This is a genomic window from Pseudomonas sp. Bout1 (assembly GCF_034314165.1).
Taxonomy (GTDB): domain Bacteria; phylum Pseudomonadota; class Gammaproteobacteria; order Pseudomonadales; family Pseudomonadaceae; genus Aquipseudomonas.
Map to the genome: position 1 here is coordinate 1,693,709 of NZ_JAVIWK010000001.1, position 19,854 is coordinate 1,713,562.

Below are 19,854 nucleotides of genomic sequence, written 5' to 3' on the forward strand. Positions count from 1 at the left end.
CACTCGCCACAACCACCGTACCCACGACTCGGCGAATGCTATCGGTTACTTGCGAGGGCATTAGACACAAAATCTGGTAGCCGTCAGATTGATCGTCTGGCGAGGGAGGGGGATTTCGACTGGCAACTTATCCCTCAGCTTCGTGAAGACTTCATATGGAATCCCCTATCAAAACGAGCCGGAGAAACCTTTGCGCACTTCATCATGGCGGCTGTGCAGACTCTTCATGAGGGGTATGTGCGTCTGGTTAAGACAATACAATTGGATGCGCTGACCAGATCGCAAAGTCTGCCCGCGCTGATCACCAACCTGTACGCACCTTATGCCGCCTCATTCCTGCTAGAGATGCGCAAAGCTATACCCAGCCCACCTATTGTGTACTCTGCTGGATACGCAGCGGCACGCTGTCTATGTGGTGTTTGATTGGCTTGAAAGCGAATTAGGTATTGCGCCGAAACAACTCGGTCACTGCCTTTATCCAGACTCCACGGGTGTGAACAAAAATGGTCGTCAGGAACGGTACGTCGAGGAAGGCTACCTGCCCATCGGCAACAATGCCGCTGAACGAGCCATCCGCCCCTTCGTGATCGGAAGAAAGAACTGGTTGTTCAGCGACACGGCCAGAGGCGCCAAGGCCAGCGCTCAACTTTATAGCTTGGTCGAGACTGCCAAAGCCAACGGCCAAGAGCCCTATGCGTGGCTGCGCCACGCACTGGAGCGCCTGCCCAGGGCGACCTCTGTCGAAGATTACGAAGCCCAGTTGCCGTGGAACTGCTCCCCGACATCGCTTAGTTAAAAGCGCCACTCATCTTGAATTCGGTGGGGTTTATGGACCGCTTACCATAGAAAAAGCCCCGTAGTTAAATAAACTACGGGGCTTTTTCGTTTCTGAGGTCAAGCAATCTTTACTGGCTTTATCAGGCTTTCTGCAGGGATCCCAAACATCTCATGCAGCTTCCAAATCATCGGCAGCGTAAGAGCCCGCTTACCGTTCAGGACCTCATAAACCCGATTCTGTCGGCCAATAGCAGGGACCAGATCAGCCGCTGATAGCCCCGACTGCTCCATTCTGAAACGAATGGCATCCACCGGGTTGGGCAAGTCCACCGGGAAGTGCTTCGCTTCGTAGACTTCAATGAGTGTAATCATCACATCCAGATAGTCGCCTTCAGGCGTCCCGGGTTCCGGCTCGTTTTCGAACAATGGCGATACAGCCTTCAGCGCGTCCCGGTAGTCTTGCTCGGTGTGGATAGGGCGAATATTCATGGCTTACTCCATTCCAACGGTATCGGCATCAATGACGTCGTACTGCTTATGCGTACCGACAAATTTGATGTAGAGGGCGCCGTAGCGATAGGCCACGGCGACCACGAGCCGATAGTCGTTACCTCTGATGTTGAACACGACCCTGCGGCTTTTTAGAACGCTGGCGTGACGAAATTGAGCCTTGATATCAGCCGGGCTCTTCCAGTCCGCTTTCTTGACCTCGTCTATCCATGCAAGGAATGATTGCTCTGCATCCAAGTGTTTTTGCCAAAAAGCCTTTAGGTGACTGACAGCGACGATTCTCATTAATGATCCTAGTCCCAGCATGGGACTTCTTCAAGTGCGTTTCATCCGATGGGTCATGTTTAGATAAGCCGTAGGTCTCATAAAGCGCGAAGCGGGAGGCGAGGGATTTGGTTTCTGGGTGTTTTTTCCCTCTGTCGGAAAGGGGTGTATCCGAACGCACTCAAATAAACCTTCAACCACGACCGAATAACTCCCTCTACTGCGGTGTTCACCATACAGACCACCCAGGAAACGCCCATGAACACCCCAACCGACCGCTACGACCGCCTGACCCGCACCTTCCACTGGCTGACCGCCGCCCTGGTGATCTTCATGTTCGCCAGCGCTCATATCTGGGAAAACCTGGAAAAAGGCACGCCGCTGCGCAAGGGCCTGCAATCCGTCCATATCTCCCTGGGCATCGCCCTGGCGGTGCTGATTGCTGCTCGTATCCTCTGGCGTCTGTTCGGTGGCAATCACCCCAAGGCTGACAGCCACCCGGCGCTGAACGTGGCCGCCAAAATCGCCCACGGCTGTCTATACCTGTTACTACTGACGCAGGTGCTCCTGGGCTTCCTGTTTCGCTGGGCGCAGGGCGAGCCTTTCAACTTTTTCGGACTGTTCCCCATCCCGGCGCCATTCGTGATCGATCACGAGTGGCGCGGCACCTTGGGTGGCCTGCACAACAATGTCGCGTGGGCGATCATTGTGCTTGCGGGGCTGCATGCCTGCGCCGCGCTGTGGCATCACTACATCAAGCGTGACAGCACCCTGCGCCGCATGCTGCCCGGCCCTCGGGGCGACCTTCAACACTGAGTTTGCTGCTGTACTTTCCCTATCGTTACGGAGCATTACAACCATGAAGAATCGCCACGAACACGCCGTTGGTTACCGCACCGCTTTGTTCTTCGGTGCCTGTATGGCCACAGCGCTACTGGCCGGCCAGGCTCACGCTTCCGGTGACGAGTCGGCGCCACCCAAGCCCAACTGCCCCAAAGGCCAGGTCTGGGACACCAAGACCGGCAAGTGCGTATTGCAGACGAGCAAGGCCACATCGGACGCCGACCGCACCGATTACGCCTACCGGCTGGCCAAGGATGGGCGCTACGAAGAAGCCCTGTCACTGCTCGATACCCTGCAAGACCCGAACACGGCCAAAGCGCTGAATTACCGCGGCTACGCCACCCGCAAGCTGGGCCGCACCGATGAAGGCATCAGCTACTACCTGAAATCCGTGGCACTGGACCCCAACTATGCACAAGTGCGCGAATACCTCGGCGAGGCCTACGTGATCAAGGGCCGTGTGGACCTGGCCCAGGAGCAACTGGTGAAAATCAAAGCCCTGTGCAGCACCACCTGCGAAGAGTATGAAGACCTCGCCGAAGCCATCGCTGCCGCGCCCCAGGCTTGAGCATGTGAGCGAACAGCCGGGAGACCGCCATCACCCAAGACGCTGAGTTGCGCCGTGAGTTGAGCCAGTTGTTGCCGCGTTTATGGCGATACGGCCTGGTGCTGTCGCGACAAAAGCATGTGGCGGATGACCTGGTGCAAGCCACCTGCGTGCGGGCGCTGGAGCGTGCTGGCCAGTTTGTGGCCGGCACGCGGCTGGACCGCTGGTTGCTGACGATCATGCATTCGATCTGGCTTAACGAATTGCGCTCGCAGCGCGTGCGGCAGGGACAGGGGTTTGTCGATGCGGAGCAGGAACTGTCCTTCGATGGTGAAACCCTGGCTCAGGATCAGGTACTGGCCGCTCAAGTGATCAAACGCGTGAATGCACTGCCCGAAGCCCAGCGAGAGACTGTTTTCCTGGCCTATGTCGAAGGGCTTTCATACAAGGAAATTGCCGAGGTCCTGCATATCCCGGTGGGAACGGTGATGAGCCGGCTAGCCGCTGCGCGCGTGAAGCTGGCCGACACTGCCCACTCAAGCGGCCTGTTGGACAAATCGAGCGGAGAACGACGATGACGCAAAATACCCCACCGTCGGATGAACTGCTGGTGGCTTATCTGGACGGAGAACTGGACCCTGAGCAGCGCCAGCGTATCGATAACCTGCTGGGGATCGATCCCGCCGTGACGGCTCGCGTGGAGTACTTCAAGCGCGGTGACTTGCCGTGCAAGGCGGCGTTCGATTCGGTTCTCGATCAAGCCCCCCTCGAGCGTTTGCAACTGATGCTCGATGCCTTGCCGCCAGCACAAGCCCCGACCTTGAGTCGACGCAGGTTTCTTGCGGTTGCGGCGAGTTTTGCGGTGGCCGGTGTGGTCGCCGACCGCCTGTTCATGATGTGGCCCCGACCTGAACCCGGTTCGGGCTGGCGTGCCTCGGTCGCCGAATACATGGCGTTGTATACGCCCCAGACCTTGGAAAATTTAAGCACCGAGCCTGAGTCGCATACCGCGCAACTGAGTTCGGTAGGGCGCCAACTTGGCCTGTCGTTGAGCCTGGAGGCAATCAGCCTGCCGGGCGCCGAGTTCAGGCGCGCACAAATCCTCGATTACGATGGCGTGCTGATCGGCCAGTTGACCTACCTCGACCCACGCCATGGCCCGTTGGCGCTGTGCATCACGGCGGCGAAAAAGGTGCCATGGCCATGGCCAACGAACAGCGCCGTGGCCTGAACGTGGTGTATTGGTCCAATCCGTCCCATGCCTTCATGTTGATCGGCACAAACCCGTTCGAGGATTTGCAGATCATGGCGCGCAGTGCCGAGAAAGCGCTGCCCGCATAGTCAGCGAAATGGAATAAACCAAGCCCCTCGACTGTTCACCAATGTACTTGTCCGAATCTGGCGTCATGTTGGTTCGGGTTTATCGATTGGTGAGGGAGAGGCCTATGCTGGTTTACCGAGACACACTCACAGAAGCGCTTCCTCTTCGTGAGCGCCCCGGGGCGATTGGCTTGGTACTGAGCCTTGAAGGCGCGCGGTACTATGTGTTCATCAGCCGACAATCGCGCGAGCAAGTTGCCAATAGCGCGGTGGGCAGTAAGTTGAAACTGCATGCGCAGCTGTTGAAGAGGACGCTGACCGCGGATCAGCACCAGGAAAAGTACCGGTCGATGTTACCGGTCGCGCAGGACCTGGTGGCGCAGCGCCAGGTCGACGTCGAGAGCCGCCACGCAGAAGAGTTATTGATCGAGCACTTTGACGAATGCGTGCAAAACTTCGTCAGCCTGCGCGGTCGACCGCCGGCCAAAGCCGAGGTATTCCTGTCCCACTGTCCCTGCCAGTCGAAGGACCCGGGAGCCAGCCCGGCGCGCATGCTGGCGGGCTCGTTCTACGAGGCTACCTGCAAGGCCAAGCTGATGAAGTTTTGCACCACGGGCACTCGGGCTGCTATCTCGTGGAAGGTCTACTACCAATTTGACATTGGCTCCTCAAAGCTCGAAATCAACGAGAACCTCAACAACCTGACGATGTGCAAGCAACCGGCGTTTATTAATACGTAGGGGCTTGTAGCGCCCGCCACCGAGCCGGCGTCGTGCCTTCCCAGGAGCGAAACGCGCGGTAAAACGAGTTGGTGTCTTCATAACCGACCAGGCAGGCGATCTCGTCGATTTCAATCGTCGGCTCGGCGAGCAGATGGCGCACCACCTCCTGGCGGGTCTCCAGCATCAGTTGCCGAAAGCTGGTGCCGGCCTCGGTAATGCGCCGCTGCAACGTGCGCTCGCTCATGCCCAACTCGCGCGCAACCTCGGCCATCTCCGGTCGGCCACTGGCCAGAATACGCTTGAGGGTGATCTTCACCCGAAGGCTGATGCTGGCCGGTGCCGATGCCTCGGCAAGCGCCGCCACCAGGCCGGGGTTGAGCATTTCCAGCATTTGCGGGTTGTATCCCGGAAACGGCCGGTCCAGGTCCGCGGCATCCAGCACCAGCGCATTACGCTCGGCACCAAAGCGCACCGGGCAGCCGAAAAACTCGGCCAGTGCACGGCTGCCGTCATCCGGGCGCGCCAGTTCGACCTTCAGGGGAATAACCTGGGCGCGAGAACCCCGCCGTCCCAATTCAACAAACGTGGCAAACGCGGCGTCCACCAACAGCGCGGGTGGCGGCTCAGGCGTGTGCAACCAGTCGATGGTCACCGTGCAGCTGCGGCCTTCTTCGCAAACCAGCAGGCGCTCAGGCGTGCACAGTTGCTTGAAGCGGGCGAGGCGGTGCAGGCCATCGCGATAATCCCGCGCAATAAAGGCGGCAAAGCTCGACGGCGGAAGGGCGGTGCTATCCAGTCGTGTCACCAACTCGATCCCGACAGCCGGGTCAGGATTAAGCGCCCGCACCGCCTCCCACAAGCGAAAGAACTCGAGGGTCGTCACCTGCCGCCGGTCGCGCCGCTCGCGAATATGCAGGGTCATGGGCAAGCGCGCCTGACGCAACACCAACGGTGGCTCCAGCCCGACGCTCTTCAGCGCGTGCCAGAACACATCCGGTATGTTGAAACGGGCTTGGGTCGCGTCAGGCATGCCGCACCTTTATTGTGAAATTAATCCGAGGCCGACACGCTGAGGTCATGCCACTTTTTATCGGACTCGGCCAGGTCTGCCGCTGCCCGGGCAGCGTATTGCACCGCATCGCTGCCGATCAGCAGGCGTAGCGGGGCGTCTTTGCTCAACGCCAGCTCAAGCACGATCTCGGCAACCCGGTCCGGGCCGGTCGGCAGGATACCGGGTGAGTTGAGCAGTTCAACCAGCGCGCCGACCGTTTGCTGGTAAGGCTCACTGATGGCTGGAATCGTCATGGAACTGCCCGACCAGTCAGTACGCATGCCACCCGGCTCCAGCACCGTCACTTGAATCCCCAAGGGCCGCACTTCCTGCGCGAGCACCGTCGAGAACCCACCGACCGCCCATTTCGCGCTTTGGTACGCGGCTAAACCGGCCATGCCGATGCGACCGCCCAACGACGACACCTGGAAAATATGGCCACTGCCCTGGGCGCGCAACACCGGCACCACCGCCTTGCTGACATGCACCACACCATAGAAGTTGGTGTCGATCTGCGCTGCAAAATCCTCCAGGGTCACATCTTCCACCGAAGCCAGGTCACCGTAGCCGGCGTTATTGACCACCACATCCAGGCGACCAAAATGCTTCACCGCAGCGTCCACCGCTTCCAGCACCTGCGGGTTGTTGGTGACATCCAGCGCGACGGGATAAACCGCATCACCGTACTCGGCCACCAGGTCATCCAACTGCTTGGGGTTGCGCGCGGTGGCGACCACACGATCACCGGCGCGCAGGGCGGCTACGGTAATCGAGCGACCGAGGCCACGGGAACTGCCGGTGATAAACCAGATTTTGGACATTCGAACACCTCTTCGTTTGGGACAGCGGGAGCAACCTGTGAACGAATGATGGTCGACGGGTCCTTTTCATACACTAGCAAGAGGGCGCCAAGTGACTTGCAAATTACGCCATTTCAGTGATGCCCGTAGTCTGATTCTTAAGCTGGCAACGCAGGGTTGCGCTGCCTGAGGCGCGGCGGTAACCTTCGCCCCGTCGCCCTCATGGCGACCGGTTTTGACAGGCCGATTTACAGGTGTACAACCACCATATGCTTACAGGCTGTTCTAGCTGTGACGTCGTTCTATGGCGGCTGTACGTGGGGCATCTTCGGGTGCGCCGGGTCCTGTATACCGGTCTGTCAACCCGCGTACAGCTGCCACCCAATCCTGTTTGACAGCAGGGGAATGGCAGCTCCTATTACATACAGGAGCTACACCATGAAAAAAATCACCCCCAATCCCCCTGATTCCTTCGGCGCTCGCGCGCACAACAAGCTCACTGACGGAAAAATGTCCGACGCGGCGCAAAGAGCGCTCGATTATTACCTGAGTAAACCAGCGCCCGAGTCGGCTGAAACCGACGAGCGCCCACCACGCAAAATCTTCCGCGTAGGTGCGGATGTAGGCACAGAAGAAGCACTGGCCAACGCCACCGAAATCCTGTCGTCAGCGTTGGAAACGGCCTACCGCTGCGCCGATGGTCAAGACAGCATTCACTACCGATTGACCATGGGGCTGGCCCAGTTGATCGAGAATGCTCAGGCGTTGGTAGACTCGGTTCTCGACCGCCAATTTTCAGCTGACCAACCCTGCAACCTGTGATCGACTGCAAAGCCCGCTGTAGCTAAAAGCCAGCGGGCTTTTTTTTGGAAGATGTATATCTGCCAACTTCACTGGCGCCATGAGCTGGCGCGGTTGGCGGTGTCGCTCAATGAGGCGGCGCGGTTTCAGCTGCAACGCGTTTTTCCAGTGCCAGGGATGGCACCAATTCCAGGATACGGTCACGACCCCCTTCGGCCACCAGGTATGTTCCCTTCGTCGTACGCACAATCGACTGTGGCGCCTTCAGGAAAGACAGAATCGTCTGCTGGCGCCCCTGCTTGTCGATCAGCAACAAACGTGCACGGTGTGTGGAATCCTCGTTGATCCATAACCCGCGTTCATCGCACATCAGGAAGGTGGGTTTATTCAATTGGCTCAGTACCACTGGATCGCTACCGTCCTCGGTCAATTCGCGGACCACGCCCTTCTTCTTTTCCGTGTAGAGCATGCGCCCATCGGTGCAGCGAACGATCGACTCGCCTTCGCTGAGTTGGTCACGCACTACGCCCAGTGTTTTATCACTCCAGCGATAGCGCAGGATCCGGGCACCGACCTTGCGGTCTTCGATGGCGTAGAGGAACTCGCCGTCGTCCCACAGCCCTTGCACGCTGTCGCCCTTGAACAGCTCGGTGACGACGCCGTCCTTGAGGAAACTGACCGGCGCGCCATCCACTTCCTGGCTGAACACCCAACCGCCCTGAGTGGCGACCATTCCATCCGGCTTGGATAGATTTCCTACAACCAGTTCGCGTTTTCCGTCGGGCAAAATACGCACGATACTGCCAAGCCCGTTGCTCAATTCCTGGCTGACCATCAGCGAACCGTCGAGCATCGGCATCAGTGATGCGGCCTTTGCTACGTCGCGGTGAACGACATGAACACTCCAGTCATCGGCGGCGCTGACCGGGTAGAAGCTTTGCCACGCGAAGAAGCCCAGAGCTGCAAAGCAGAGTGACCCCACGAGCCACAATCCCGGTCGAAACACGCGGTAGAAAGGTGCGGGGCAGAAAGTCCTTTTTATTGTTTTATCCATTGATTGAGTTACCGGTAGCTATTCGTGAATAGAACGATTTGAACTGAAGTTAATCGTTGTCCTCGTCCTGCAAGAGGGCTGCGGTCACGACTTACGGTTGCCTTTCTGTTGGCGTTTGGCTGCCATGTGTTCGCGGACCTGGGCGGCAGACAGCGCGCTGTCTGGATCGGCCTTGAGGGCGACGGCTGCTGGAATCACTTGATCCCGAAGCCAGTTTTCCATTGCGCGGTCACGTGCCAGCAAGATTCGCAGCCCGTCGCGTATGACTTCACTTTCACTGGCATATTCGCCAGTGCTCACTTTGGCTTTGACGAGTGCGGCCATCTCAATCGGCAAGGTGATGCTCATTTGCTGGGTTGAGCGCATGGTAGCGTCCGCTTTTGCTGGGTAGGATTTAATCCTACTCAACGCTGGGCGTGTTGCAATCGGTAAGTGACCAGTGTGAGTCGCTAGAGTCTCCTGAACTGACCAGCGTGCTGTCTGTTTCGTGCAGATACCGATGGGGTAATCCATCGTCAAAGACTTTTCCAAAGTGGGCCTAAAAAATGAGAGCTGGATTTGAGGCTGTCAGTATTGACGCTTTTCAGACGTCTCGTTCCCAACCCACGCAAATTCCCTGCTGATATGTATGACCGCATATTTTCCGTAGGGTTATTGGCTGATCCCGAGTATGTGGGCCGCGCCAATAGCATCCCGCCAGCCCCCATACGATAATGGCCGCCACATCTGCTCAACCAACGGCTGCCCTCGTGATCATCAACTTCGACCTCAACGACCTTCAAGCCTTCCGCGCCGTCGTAGACAAGGGCAGTTTCCGTGCGGCGGCCGAAGCCATTCGTATCTCCCAGCCGGCCCTCAGCCGGCGTATCGAAAAGCTCGAATCCGCCCTCGACGTCAAACTCTTCGAGCGCACCACGCGCCGGGTCAGCCTGACCATGGTCGGCCGCGCGTTCCTGCCGCAAGTCGAGCGCATGCTCGATGACCTGGACATCGCCCTGATGGGCATCAGCAATGTGGCCTCCACCCGCATGGGCAACGTCACCATCGCCTGTGTGCCGTCTACGGCGTACTACTTCATGCCTCACGTGATCTCCGAATTCCACAAGCTCTATCCGAAGATTCGTTTGCGGGTGTTGGACGCGAGTGCGGGCGAGGTGTGTGCGGCGGTGGAAAGTGGCGAGGCAGATTTTGGCGTGAGCTTCAGCGGTAGCCTGGCAGACGGCGTGGAGTTCGAGCTGTTGTTGCAAGAGCGTTATGTGCTGGCCTGTCGCCGTGAGCATCCGCTGGCAGACCGGGCCAGTGTGACGTGGGCCGAGGCGTACGAGCACGACTACATCACCGTGGACAAGACCTCGGGCAATCGCTTTTTGCTCGATCAGGCCCTGCGCGGGGTGCGGGTTAAGAAGCAAAGCATCTGTGAAACCCATCACGTGACCACGATGATCGGGCTGGTGGAGGCGGGGCTCGGGGTGGCGATGGTGCCGTCGATTGCGATGCCGGGCGGCAAGCACCCGATTCTGATGAGTGTGCCGTTGGTGGAGCCGGAAGTGGTGCGCAACGTGGGGTTGATCAAGCGCCGCGGGCGTACGTTGACGCCGGCGGCACTGGAGTTGGAGCGGTTGACGCGTGAGATGCCGTTCCGGTCAGTGTGAGACCGAATCCAGGCCGGTGGCTTGCACTGCCGGTTGCGCCTGGGGCGAGGCGAGGAATTGCAGGAGCTTTTTCGCCTGCGCCGGGTGTTCTGCGTTTACCGGAATGCCGGCGGCAAAACGGGTGACGGACTGCACGTCTTCAGGGATCTTTCCGACGTAGTTCACGCCCGGAATCGGCAGCAATTCAGAGACCTGCTGTAAGCCCACTTCGTAGTCACCCTTGGCCACCTGCGAGGCCACCGGGATGCGTTCGATCATGGTGCCCCTGGACGGCATGCCGAGCTTCTTGAACAGTTCCTTTTCGACGTAGACGCCGCTGGCGCTGTCTGAATACGCCACGGATTTGGCCTTGGTCAGTACCGCCTTCAGGTCGGCATCGGTGGCGATAGAAGGTTTGGCCGCGCCTTCCTTGACCACCAGGCCGATGCGCGAGTCCGCCAGTTCAACGCGGGACGCCTTGTCGACCTTGCCTTGTTTGATCAGCTCGTCCAGGGCGTAGCCGACCATGATCACCACGTCGGCGTGTTCGCCACGGGCAAGGCGGTTGGGAATCGCTTCCGGCGCCTTGCCCATGGAGGGGCCGAGGATGGTGTCGAGGGTATCGCCGCTCTGGGCGGCGTATTGCGCACCCAGCACCTTGTAGGCCGCGGTGAAACCGCCGGACGTCATGACCTTGAGCTCTTCAGCGTGGGCGACCATCGCCAGAGAACCCATCGCCATCGCCGCCAGTGTTTTCAACAGTGGGTTCATCAGCGTGACTCCTCAGGCGACTTGCACACGGCCACTGGCGCGGCGATACAACGCAAATGTTGCGCACAGGGCGCACAGCGCGGCAAACATCAGCCAGTAGGCCGGCGAAGCCTTGTCGCCCGTCTCGTGGATAAACCAGGTGGAAATCGCCGGGGTAAAACCACCGAAGATCGCGGTCGCCAGGCTGTAGGCCAGGGAGAAGCCTGCCACGCGTACTTCCACCGGCATGATTTCGGTCAGGGCCGGGATCATGGCGCCGTTGTACATGCCATAGAGGAAGGAGAACCACAGCAGGGTTTCCAGCATGTGCCCGAAGCTTGGTGCATTGACCACGTAGGAAAGCGCCGGGTAGGCGGTGAGCACGGTCAGAACGGTCATGGCGATCAGCACGGGCTTGCGGCCAAAACGGTCACTGAGGGTGCCGCCGATGGGCAGCCAGATGAAGTTCGACACGGCCACCAGCAAGGTCACCAGCAGGGCGTCGGAGGTGGTCAGGTTGAGTACGGTTTTGCCGAAGGTCGGTGCGTACACGGTGATCAGGTAGAACGCGGTGGTGGTCATCGCCACCATCATCATGCCGCCGATGACCACGGTCCAGTTCTTCACCAGGGTGGCCAGCACTTCGCGCATGGTCGGGCGGTGCTTGCGGTTGGCGAACTCTTCGGTTTCCTGCAGGTTACGCCGCAGAATGAAGATGAACGGGATAATTACGCAGCCGATGGCGAACGGAATGCGCCAGCCCCAATCGGCAACCACGGCAGGTTCCATCCACTGGTTCAGGCCATAACCGAGGGCGGCTGCGACCACAATGGAGATCTGCTGGCTGCCCGATTGCCAGCTGGTGTAGAAACCCTTGCGGCCCGGGGTGGCCATTTCGGCCAGGTACACCGACACACCGCCCAGCTCTGCGCCGGCCGAGAAGCCTTGCAACAAACGGCCCATCAGCACCAGCAGCGGTGCCCACAAACCAATGGTGTGATAGCCCGGCACCAGCACGATCAGCAGGGTGCCACTGGCCATGATCGCCAGGGTCACGATCAAGCCTTTGCGACGGCCCACATCATCGATGTACGCGCCGAGGATGATAGCCCCCAGCGGACGCATCAAAAAGCCCGCGCCGAACACGGCGAAGGTCATCATTAATGACGCAAATTCATTGGCAGCAGGGAAGAATGCGGCAGCGATATAGGTGGCATAGAAGCCGAACAGAAAGAAGTCGAACTGTTCGAGAAAGTTGCCGGAGGTGACGCGAAAGACCGCGCCGACTTTGGAGCGGGCAGAGTCAGGCCGTGAAGGGTTTTGCATTTTTTTGTGTCTCCAGCGTTCTTTTTAAAGTGCTTGTTTCGCTTAAGACCGCGGATAGTGGCTGACACATTTAGAAATGATAAGTGAGTTGTTTACATGCATTGATGCGTCTTGATTATCAATTGGCTGATCTGCACAAAACCCCTCCCTCATCTATGCTTGCCCAGTGTGTCCAATTCTTACGGAGGGGAGGTGGGTATGAGCAACGAACACAAGCAACGCGAGGAGTTGGAGCAGGAGCGCGCCAGGAAGCTTCGCGAGGAAGAAAAACCGCAAACCTGGAAGCATCCGGACGATGGCACGGAGCTGTCCGAGCGCGATCAGGAGCGCCCGCTCAGGCCTTGATGCAGGCATTTCATTGTGGCGAGGGAGCTTGCTGTGGCGAGGGAGCTTGCTCCCGCTGGGCTGCGAAGCGGCCCCAAGATTTTTGGGAGCGCTTCGCACTCCAGCGGGAGCAAGCTCCCTCGCCACAGTACGATTCACTGAATCGGCGTACACAACTCCACCAGCGTCCCATCCGGGCACCGCACATACGACACCACCTGCCCCCAAGGCTTGGTGCTCGGCGCAGCAAGTTCTGTCGCACCCTCGGCCAGCGCTCTGGCATGAGCCTTTGACACATCCTCGGTAACAAACCCCAACTCCATCCCCAGCGGTTGCTGTGAAGCATGCGCCTCCACATGCCCGCCCTTGAAGTTCATCTCGCCCAACTCATGCGCTGCAAAAGAGAGGGTGGTATCACCGGTATCCAACTCGCCATAGGTCCCCGATTCATGCAGGAAACGGCGACTGAAGCCGAAGGCTTTTTCGAAGAATTGCAGGGATGCAGCGACGTCCGGGACGTAGACGATGGTGTAGGCAAATTTCATGGTTCAGCGGTCCTTGCTGGAGAAAGGGCTCATTAGAGTCAGCGTCGTGCATACCGTCAACGGGAAACTATTTGACATATTTGATTTGTGATCACATATTGGAGGCATAAGAACGACAACACAGGTTTTGACTCATGACAGATGGCCCGCTTCTCCTCCCCACCTTGCGCCAGGTGTCCCGCGATACTTTGCAAGACCAGGTCTATCGCCAGATCCGCGAAGCCTTGATGAGTGGTCGTTTCCAGCCCGGCCAGAAACTCACCATCCGCGGCCTCGCCGAAGCCCTCGGCTCCAGCCCCATGCCGGTGCGCGAAGCCCTCCAGCGCCTCAGCGCCGAAAACGCCTTTGAAGTCACCGAAACTTCCCGTCTGCGGGTCCGCATGATGACGGTCGAACGCCTGCGCGAGATTCGCGATGCGCGGGTCGCCCTGGAAGGTTTGCTGGCGGAAAAGGCCGTGCTGCTCCTGGAAAAAGCCGACCTCGACGAAATCTCCGACCTCTGCCAACAGATGCAACAGGCCGCCGACGAAGTCGACGTTTCCCGCTACCTGTGGACTAACTTCGCCTTTCACCGACGCATCTATGCCGTCGCCCAGGCCGAATTGACCATGGCTGCCGTGGAAAACTTCTGGCTGCACATGGGCCCGTGTTTTGCCCTGGTCGCTCCCGATAAAGCTCACTTGCAGCGTTCGATGGAGGCGCATACGCGCATCGTCGAAGCCCTGGCCGCCCGCGATGGCGCCGGTGCCCGCGCTGCCGTGACCGATGACATCATGCAGGCCGCCGATTCCCTGGCGCGCCTGCTCGTCAAGAACGACCGTTCGCGGTCGTCTGTTTCAGGAGGTAAACGTGCATGAGTGTCCTACAGCGGCTGCAGCCCTATCCTGGGTTACGTGTGTTGATTTCCGGCGGGGCTGCCGGCATCGGTGAAGTGTTGGCGGCGGCTTATCTTGAGGCGGGCGCCAAGGTGCATGTGTGTGATGTCAGCGAACCGGCCCTGGCGGCGTTTCGCGACAAGTACCCGGGCACGGTCGCTACCCGTGCCGACGTGAGTGATGCCGCGCAGATCGAGGCGGTGTTCCAGGTGCAGCGTGAGCAGTTCGGCGGGCTGGATGTGCTGGTCAACAACGCCGGGATTGCCGGGCCCACGGGCGGCATTGACGCCATCAGCGATGCCGAGTGGCAAGCCACGATCAACATCAACCTGACGGCGCAGTACCGCTTTGCCCACCACGCGGTGCCGATGCTCAAGGAATCGTCTCACGGCCATCTGCTGCATATCGCCTCGGTGGCAGGGCGCCTCGGCTACGCCTGGCGCACGCCGTATGCCGCGACCAAATGGGCGATCGTCGGCTTGATGAAATCCCTGGCCTCGGAGCTGGGCGAAAGCGACATCCGCGTCAACGCCTTGCTGCCCGGCATCGTTGAAGGCCCGCGCATGGACGGGGTGATCCGCGCCCGTGCCGAACAGGTCGGCGTGCCGGAAGCCGAGATGCGCCAGGAATACCTCAACAAGATCTCCCTCAAGCGCATGGTCACCGCCGAAGACGTCGCGGCCATGGCCTTGTTTCTCTGCTCGCCTGCCGCCCGCAATGTCACCGGCCAAGCGATCAGTGTCGACGGTAACGTCGAGTACCTGTAGGCCTCGTTAGCAAGTCGCCAAGGAAGAACACACAAGCCACACCCGGGATTTTTTTCATAAGAATAAAAGTCGGAGAATCGTCATGTCCAAAAATCGTCCTGTCATCATCACCTGCGCCGTCACCGGTGCGATCCATACGCCGTCGATGTCGCCGCATTTGCCGATCACCGCGCAGGAAATTGCCGACGCTGCCATCGGTGCCGCCGAAGCCGGCGCCGCGATTGTCCACCTGCATGCCCGTGATCCGATCGATGGCCGCCCCAGCCAGGACCCTGCGCTGTTTGCCGAATTTTTGCCGCAGATCAAGGCCGCCAGCGACGTGGTGATCAACATCACCACCGGCGGCGCACCGACCATGGGCGTGGAAGAACGCCTGCAACCGGTGATGCAGTTCAAGCCGGAGCTGGCCTCGCTGAACATGGGCTCGATGAACTTCGGCCTGTACGAAATGCTCAACCGCTTCACCGAGTTCAAGCACGACTGGGAGCGTCCATACCTGGAAGAAAGTGACGACCGGATCTTTCGCAACACCTTCCGCGATATTACCCACATCCTCAATTCCTGCGCCGAGAACCGCACACGCTTCGAAATCGAGTGCTACGACATCGGCCACCTGTACACCGCCGCCCACTTCCTGGAGCGCGGCCTGCTCAAGCCTCCGCTGTTCATCCAGTCGGTATTCGGTTTGCGCGGCGGCATCGGCGGCCACCCGGAAGACCTGGCCCACATGCGCCGCACCGCCGACCGCCTGTTCGGTGACGACTACGTGTGGTCAATCCTCGGCGCCGGCCGTGGGCAGATCCCGCTGGCCACCATGGGCCTGTCCATGGGCAGCAACGCCCGGGTCGGCCTGGAAGATTCGCTGTGGGATGGCCCGGGCAAACTGGCCGCGTCCAACGCCGACCAGGTACGGCGCATTCGCACGGTGATCGAAGCCCTTGGCCACCGGGTCGCCACGCCGGATGAAGCGCGGGAAATCCTCGGGCTCAAGGGCCGCGACCAGGTCAACTTCTAAGTGATAAACCGGCCGCGTCACGGCGCGGCCATGCCCATCCCGCACAACAACAAAAAAGGGGATAACGCCATGCGTATCGAAGTGCTTGTCGACGTAAAGACCACACTGGGTGAAGGCCCGGTGTGGGATGCCCTGCAACAACGGCTGTACTGGATCGACAGCGCCGACGGCCGGATCCTGCGCTGCACCGATGATGGCCGCGAGCTGCGTGCCTGGGACGTGGGGCAGAAAATCGGCTCCATGGCCCTGCGCCATAGTGGCGAGCAAGCCATCGTCGCCCTGCAAAACGGCGTGCATATTCTGGACCTCAACAGCGGCGAACTGGCCCTGGTGATCGACCCGGAGCCCGCACTGCCCAACAACCGCCTCAACGACGGCAAGGTCGACCGCCAGGGCCGCTTTGTCTTCGGCTCCATGGACACCCTCGAAGACAGCGCCAGCGCCAAACTCTACCGCCTCGACGCGGACCTGAGCCTGCACACCCTGGACGAAGGCATCATCGTGTCCAACGGCCCGTGCTGGAGCCCGTCGGGTGACACGTTCTACTTCTGCGACACCTGGTCCGGCGAGATCTGGGCCTATGACTACGACCAGGCCAGCGGTGCGGTGAGCAATCGACGCACCTTCGCCAAGGTCGACACTGGCGGCGGTGGCGCTGCCGACGGCTGCACCGTGGATGCCGAGGGCTGCCTGTGGCAGGCGTTGGTCTACGCCGGGAAACTGGTGCGCTACACCCCCGACGGCCAGGTCGACCGGGTCATCCAGATGCCAGTGAAAAAGGTCACCAGCCTGACCTTCGGCGGGCCGAACCTGGACACCCTGTTCGTCACCTCCATGGCCAAGCCGCCGTTGCCGCGTTTCCCGGCCGACGGTCAGCAGCGCGGGGCGCTTTTTGCGATCACCGGGCTGGGCGTGCAAGGAATAGCCGAGCGACGGTTCGCCAGCTAGCGCGTTTTTTCAACAAGGCCTATTCCTTCCGCAACCTTGTGTCAGTGCGCGCCCTCGCGCGCCTGGAGAAACCCATGGCAACCTTAAAAAAAGCCTCGCTGCGCAGCATTCACCGGCACTCCTGGGTGTCGCTGCTGGTGTGCTGGATGATCTGGATCCTCAACGCCTACGACCGTGAGATCGTGCTGCGCCTGGGGCCGACCATCTCCAAGCATTTTGATTTGTCGGCCGATCAGTGGGGCACCATGGCCACGGTGATCATGCTCGCCCTGGCCCTGCTGGATATTCCCGGATCGATGTGGAGCGACCGCTACGGCGGTGGCTGGAAACGCGCGCGGTTCCAGGTGCCGCTGGTGCTGGGCTACACGGCGATTTCGTTTCTCTCCGGGTTCAAGGCCCTGAGCGGCAACCTCGCAACCTTTATTGCGCTGCGGGTCGGCGTCAACCTCGGCGCAGGCTGGGGCGAGCCGGTGGGCGTGAGCAACACCGCCGAATGGTGGCCGGTGGAACGGCGTGGTTTTGCGCTCGGCGCGCACCACACCGGTTACCCGATTGGCGCCATGCTCAGTGGCATCGTCGCCAGTTTTGTCATCAGCACCTTTGGTGAAGACAACTGGCGCTACGTGTTCTTCTTCGCGTTTGTGGTGGCCTTGCCGTTGATGATTTTCTGGGCGCGATATTCCACTGCCGAACGCATCACCGCGCTGTACGTCGACATCGCCGCCAAAGGCATGACCCCGCCGGACAACGCCCCCGCCAGCCAAGTGAAGGGCCACGCCTGGCGTACCTTTATCGCCACCTTGCGCAACCGCAATATCGCGCTCACGGCGGGTAACACGATGCTGACCCAAGTCGTGTACATGGGCGTCAACATCGTGCTGCCGGCGTACCTGTACAACATCGCCGGGCTGTCCCTGGCCGAGTCGGCGGGGATGAGCGTGGTGTTCACCCTCACCGGGATTCTCGGGCAACTGGTGTGGCCGTCGCTGTCGGACATCATTGGCCGGCGCGTCACCCTGATCATCTGCGGGGTGTGGATGGCTGCCAGTGTCGGTGCGTTTTACTTCGCCAACACCCTGACCCTGATCATCGTCGTGCAACTGCTGTTCGGCCTGGTGGCCAACGCGGTGTGGCCGATCTACTACGCGGTGGCGTGCGACTCGGCCGAGCCGTCGGCGACCTCCACCGCCAACGGCATCATTACCACCGCGATGTTTATCGGCGGCGGCCTGGCGCCGGTGCTGATGGGCAGCCTGATTGCCATGGGTGGCGGCTGGACCACCTTGCACGGCTACACGGTGTGCTTCTTCGTGATGGCCGGCTGTGCCCTGGGCGGGGCGCTGCTGCAACTGTTTTCCCATCGCCCGCCAGCCCTGGTTGCGCAACTCGAACCCTAGAACAACACCGATGCGCTCCCCAGCCGTGGTGCTGGCGGGGCGCCAAGAGGAATTGCCCGATGAAGACTGCCAACACCGCCCGTGAGCCACGGGAGTTGAACAAACTGATGTTCGTCAAGTTGATGCCCTTGTTGATCATCGCCTACGTGCTGAGTTTCCTGGACCGCACCAACATTGCCCTGGCCAAGCATCATCTGGACGTGGACCTGGGGATTTCAGCCGCGGCCTATGGCTTGGGTGCGGGGTTGTTTTTCCTGACCTATGCGCTGTCGGAAATCCCCAGCAACCTGATCATGCACAAGGTCGGCGCGCGGTTCTGGATTGCGCGGATCATGGTGACCTGGGGCCTGATCTCGGCGGCCATGGCGTTCGTCCAGGGCGAAACCTCGTTCTATGTCCTGCGCCTGCTGTTGGGCATTGCCGAAGCCGGTCTGTTTCCCGGGGTGATGCTGTACCTCACCTACTGGTTCAACCGCGAGCAACGGGCGCGGGCCACCGGGTATTTTCTGCTCGGCGTTTGTTTTGCCAACATCATCGGCGGCCCGGTGGGCGCGGCGTTGATGCGCATGGACGGAATCCTCGGCTGGCACGGCTGGCAGTGGATGTTTCTGCTTGAAGGCCTGCCGGCGGTCGCGTTTGCCTGGGTGGTGTGGCGCAAGTTGCCGGACCGCCCGAGCAAGGCGCCATGGCTCTCGGCCGAGGAAGCGCGGGGGATTGAACAGCGCATCGCGATGGAAACCGAAGAGGGCGCAGGTGAGGGCGGGCATTCCCTGAAAAACTGGCTGACGCCGCAAATCCTGCTGGCGATCTTTGTGTATTTTTGCCATCAGATCACCATTTACACGGTGATCTTTTTCCTGCCGAGCATCATCAGCAAATACGGTGAATTGAGCACCATGAGCGTCGGCTTGCTGACCTCATTACCGTGGATCGCCGCAGCGGCAGGCGCGGTGTTGCTGCCGCGTTTTGCGACCACCCCCACCCGTGCCCGGCGCTTGTTGATTACCGGCTTGCTGACCATGGCGTTGGGGTTGGGCATTGCCTCGGTGTCCGGGCCGGTGTTCAGCCTGCTGGGCTTTTGTGTGTCGGCGGTGATGTTCTTCGTGGTGCAGTCGATCATCTTTCTCTACCCGGCTTCGCGCCTCAAAGGCGTGGCGCTGGCGGGCGGGCTGGGCTTCGTAAACGCCTGCGGGTTGCTCGGCGGGTTTGTCGGGCCCTCGGTGATGGGCGCGATCGAGATGAGCACTGGCAATGCCATGAACGGCTTGAAGGTGATCGCGCTGGTGCTGGTGGTGGCCGCGTTGGCCGCCTTGCGTTTGCGCCAGGGGCAGGAGCCTGATCACACCAGCAATGAGGTGGGAAACCCGGAAGCCAGCACCAGATAAGCCACGACTGCCGCCAGGCATAAGCCGACAAATACCCGCAACAGTGTCCTGGCGGTGGGGTGAGCGATGAATTTGATGGCCCAGAGCAAAATCCCGGCAACCAGGACGCTCAAGGCAGAAATGACCAGCACAATGGTGTTCTCGCAAGCCTTGGAAGCTGCTTTATAGTCCCAAAGGCCCGTGTTGAACAGTGTGCGCATAG

The 19,854-nt window shown here is 60.1% G+C and carries 23 protein-coding genes and 2 pseudogenes; 15 read left to right on the plus strand and 10 right to left on the minus strand.

What is annotated here, in order from left to right:
- Nucleotides 1–508: 508 nt before the first annotated feature.
- Nucleotides 509–796, plus strand: a pseudogene (locus RGV33_RS07720) (transposase domain-containing protein); the annotation flags it as partial.
- Between the two features lie 98 nt (nt 797–894).
- On the opposite strand, the gene RGV33_RS07725 reads toward RGV33_RS07720, so the two are convergent.
- Together RGV33_RS07725 and RGV33_RS07730 are read right to left on the minus strand one after the other, a co-directional pair.
- Nucleotides 895–1,266: a transcriptional regulator gene (locus tag RGV33_RS07725; RefSeq protein ID WP_322143764.1), complete on the minus strand. Its 372-nt coding sequence runs from the start codon at nt 1,264–1,266 to the stop codon at nt 895–897.
- A gap of 3 nt (nt 1,267–1,269) precedes the next feature.
- Nucleotides 1,270–1,572 (minus strand): type II toxin-antitoxin system HigB family toxin, encoded by a 303-nt coding sequence (locus RGV33_RS07730; protein WP_322143765.1) that lies wholly within the window; start codon nt 1,570–1,572, stop codon nt 1,270–1,272.
- Nucleotides 1,573–1,809: 237 nt separating this feature from the next.
- Here RGV33_RS07730 and RGV33_RS07735 point away from each other — a divergent pair, with 237 nt between their 5' ends.
- From RGV33_RS07735 to RGV33_RS07755, 5 genes and pseudogenes are all read left to right on the plus strand, one after another.
- The gene (locus tag RGV33_RS07735) at nt 1,810–2,367 is read left to right on the plus strand and encodes a cytochrome b (protein WP_322143766.1); all 558 of its coding nucleotides are present in this window, start codon (nt 1,810–1,812) and stop codon (nt 2,365–2,367) included.
- 103 nt (nt 2,368–2,470) lie between these two features.
- On the plus strand, nt 2,471–2,962 hold the full coding sequence (locus RGV33_RS07740) for a tetratricopeptide repeat protein (RefSeq protein ID WP_416152112.1): 492 nt from the start codon (nt 2,471–2,473) through the stop codon (nt 2,960–2,962).
- A gap of 59 nt (nt 2,963–3,021) precedes the next feature.
- The gene (locus RGV33_RS07745; protein WP_322148634.1) at nt 3,022–3,519 is read left to right on the plus strand and encodes an RNA polymerase sigma factor; all 498 of its coding nucleotides are present in this window, start codon (nt 3,022–3,024) and stop codon (nt 3,517–3,519) included.
- Nucleotides 3,516–4,282, plus strand: a pseudogene (locus RGV33_RS07750) (anti-sigma factor family protein). The gene RGV33_RS07745 and the pseudogene RGV33_RS07750 overlap by 4 nt, the downstream one beginning before the upstream one ends.
- Before the next feature lie 104 nt (nt 4,283–4,386).
- The gene (locus RGV33_RS07755; protein ID WP_322143768.1) at nt 4,387–5,001 is read left to right on the plus strand and encodes a hypothetical protein; all 615 of its coding nucleotides are present in this window, start codon (nt 4,387–4,389) and stop codon (nt 4,999–5,001) included.
- On the opposite strand, the gene RGV33_RS07760 is transcribed toward RGV33_RS07755, so the two are convergent.
- Nucleotides 4,991–6,013, minus strand: coding sequence for an AraC family transcriptional regulator (locus tag RGV33_RS07760; RefSeq protein ID WP_322143769.1), 1,023 nt, complete (start codon nt 6,011–6,013; stop codon nt 4,991–4,993). The two genes, RGV33_RS07755 and RGV33_RS07760, sit on opposite strands and share 11 nt — an antisense overlap.
- Nucleotides 6,014–6,033: 20 nt before the next feature.
- Complete coding sequence (locus RGV33_RS07765; protein WP_322143770.1) at nt 6,034–6,855, minus strand: SDR family NAD(P)-dependent oxidoreductase; 822 nt, start codon at nt 6,853–6,855, stop codon at nt 6,034–6,036.
- A gap of 417 nt (nt 6,856–7,272) precedes the next feature.
- On the opposite strand from RGV33_RS07765, the gene RGV33_RS07770 reads away from it, so the two are divergent.
- Complete coding sequence (locus tag RGV33_RS07770) at nt 7,273–7,656, plus strand: DUF6124 family protein (RefSeq protein WP_322143771.1); 384 nt, start codon at nt 7,273–7,275, stop codon at nt 7,654–7,656.
- A gap of 106 nt (nt 7,657–7,762) precedes the next feature.
- Here the strand turns inward: RGV33_RS07770 and RGV33_RS07775 are convergent, their stop codons facing one another.
- Nucleotides 7,763–8,689 (minus strand): hypothetical protein, encoded by a 927-nt coding sequence (locus RGV33_RS07775; RefSeq protein WP_322143772.1) that lies wholly within the window; start codon nt 8,687–8,689, stop codon nt 7,763–7,765.
- Between the two features lie 84 nt (nt 8,690–8,773).
- On the minus strand, nt 8,774–9,055 hold the full coding sequence (locus RGV33_RS07780; RefSeq protein ID WP_083676694.1) for a ribbon-helix-helix domain-containing protein: 282 nt from the start codon (nt 9,053–9,055) through the stop codon (nt 8,774–8,776).
- Between the two features lie 383 nt (nt 9,056–9,438).
- Here RGV33_RS07780 and RGV33_RS07785 point away from each other — a divergent pair, with 383 nt between their 5' ends.
- Nucleotides 9,439–10,341, plus strand: coding sequence for a LysR family transcriptional regulator (locus RGV33_RS07785; RefSeq protein ID WP_322143773.1), 903 nt, complete (start codon nt 9,439–9,441; stop codon nt 10,339–10,341).
- On the opposite strand, the gene RGV33_RS07790 is transcribed toward RGV33_RS07785, so the two are convergent.
- Both RGV33_RS07790 and RGV33_RS07795 read right to left on the minus strand, forming a co-directional pair.
- Nucleotides 10,333–11,091, minus strand: a complete 759-nt coding sequence (locus RGV33_RS07790; RefSeq protein ID WP_322143774.1) for a substrate-binding domain-containing protein — start codon at nt 11,089–11,091, stop codon at nt 10,333–10,335. The genes RGV33_RS07785 and RGV33_RS07790 overlap by 9 nt on opposite strands.
- A 12-nt stretch (nt 11,092–11,103) precedes the next feature.
- Nucleotides 11,104–12,396, minus strand: coding sequence for an MFS transporter (locus RGV33_RS07795; protein ID WP_322143775.1), 1,293 nt, complete (start codon nt 12,394–12,396; stop codon nt 11,104–11,106).
- 198 nt (nt 12,397–12,594) lie between these two features.
- Here RGV33_RS07795 and RGV33_RS07800 point away from each other — a divergent pair, with 198 nt between their 5' ends.
- Nucleotides 12,595–12,741: a hypothetical protein gene (locus tag RGV33_RS07800; RefSeq protein WP_322143776.1), complete on the plus strand. Its 147-nt coding sequence runs from the start codon at nt 12,595–12,597 to the stop codon at nt 12,739–12,741.
- A gap of 134 nt (nt 12,742–12,875) precedes the next feature.
- On the opposite strand, the gene RGV33_RS07805 is transcribed toward RGV33_RS07800, so the two are convergent.
- On the minus strand, nt 12,876–13,265 hold the full coding sequence (locus RGV33_RS07805; protein WP_177066761.1) for a VOC family protein: 390 nt from the start codon (nt 13,263–13,265) through the stop codon (nt 12,876–12,878).
- A gap of 134 nt (nt 13,266–13,399) precedes the next feature.
- Between RGV33_RS07805 and RGV33_RS07810 the strand changes: the two genes are divergently transcribed.
- From RGV33_RS07810 to RGV33_RS07835, 6 genes are all read left to right on the plus strand, one after another.
- A complete protein-coding gene (locus tag RGV33_RS07810; RefSeq protein ID WP_003211913.1) occupies nt 13,400–14,122 on the plus strand; it encodes a GntR family transcriptional regulator in 723 nt (240 codons plus the stop codon).
- Complete coding sequence (locus tag RGV33_RS07815; protein ID WP_010176559.1) at nt 14,119–14,907, plus strand: SDR family oxidoreductase; 789 nt, start codon at nt 14,119–14,121, stop codon at nt 14,905–14,907. The genes RGV33_RS07810 and RGV33_RS07815 overlap by 4 nt, the downstream gene beginning before the upstream one ends.
- A gap of 82 nt (nt 14,908–14,989) precedes the next feature.
- Nucleotides 14,990–15,922 carry a 3-keto-5-aminohexanoate cleavage protein gene (locus RGV33_RS07820; RefSeq protein WP_010176558.1) on the plus strand — a complete coding sequence of 311 codons (933 nt, stop codon included), beginning with the start codon at nt 14,990–14,992 and terminating at the stop codon, nt 15,920–15,922.
- 69 nt (nt 15,923–15,991) lie between these two features.
- Complete coding sequence (locus RGV33_RS07825) at nt 15,992–16,870, plus strand: SMP-30/gluconolactonase/LRE family protein (RefSeq protein WP_322148635.1); 879 nt, start codon at nt 15,992–15,994, stop codon at nt 16,868–16,870.
- A 74-nt stretch (nt 16,871–16,944) separates the two neighbouring features.
- Nucleotides 16,945–18,267 (plus strand): MFS transporter, encoded by a 1,323-nt coding sequence (locus tag RGV33_RS07830; RefSeq protein ID WP_003211904.1) that lies wholly within the window; start codon nt 16,945–16,947, stop codon nt 18,265–18,267.
- A gap of 59 nt (nt 18,268–18,326) precedes the next feature.
- Nucleotides 18,327–19,652 (plus strand): MFS transporter, encoded by a 1,326-nt coding sequence (locus tag RGV33_RS07835; protein WP_322143777.1) that lies wholly within the window; start codon nt 18,327–18,329, stop codon nt 19,650–19,652.
- On the opposite strand, the gene RGV33_RS07840 is transcribed toward RGV33_RS07835, so the two are convergent.
- Complete coding sequence (locus RGV33_RS07840) at nt 19,607–19,852, minus strand: hypothetical protein (RefSeq protein ID WP_023659101.1); 246 nt, start codon at nt 19,850–19,852, stop codon at nt 19,607–19,609. The two genes, RGV33_RS07835 and RGV33_RS07840, sit on opposite strands and share 46 nt — an antisense overlap.
- Nucleotides 19,853–19,854 lie beyond the last annotated feature (2 nt).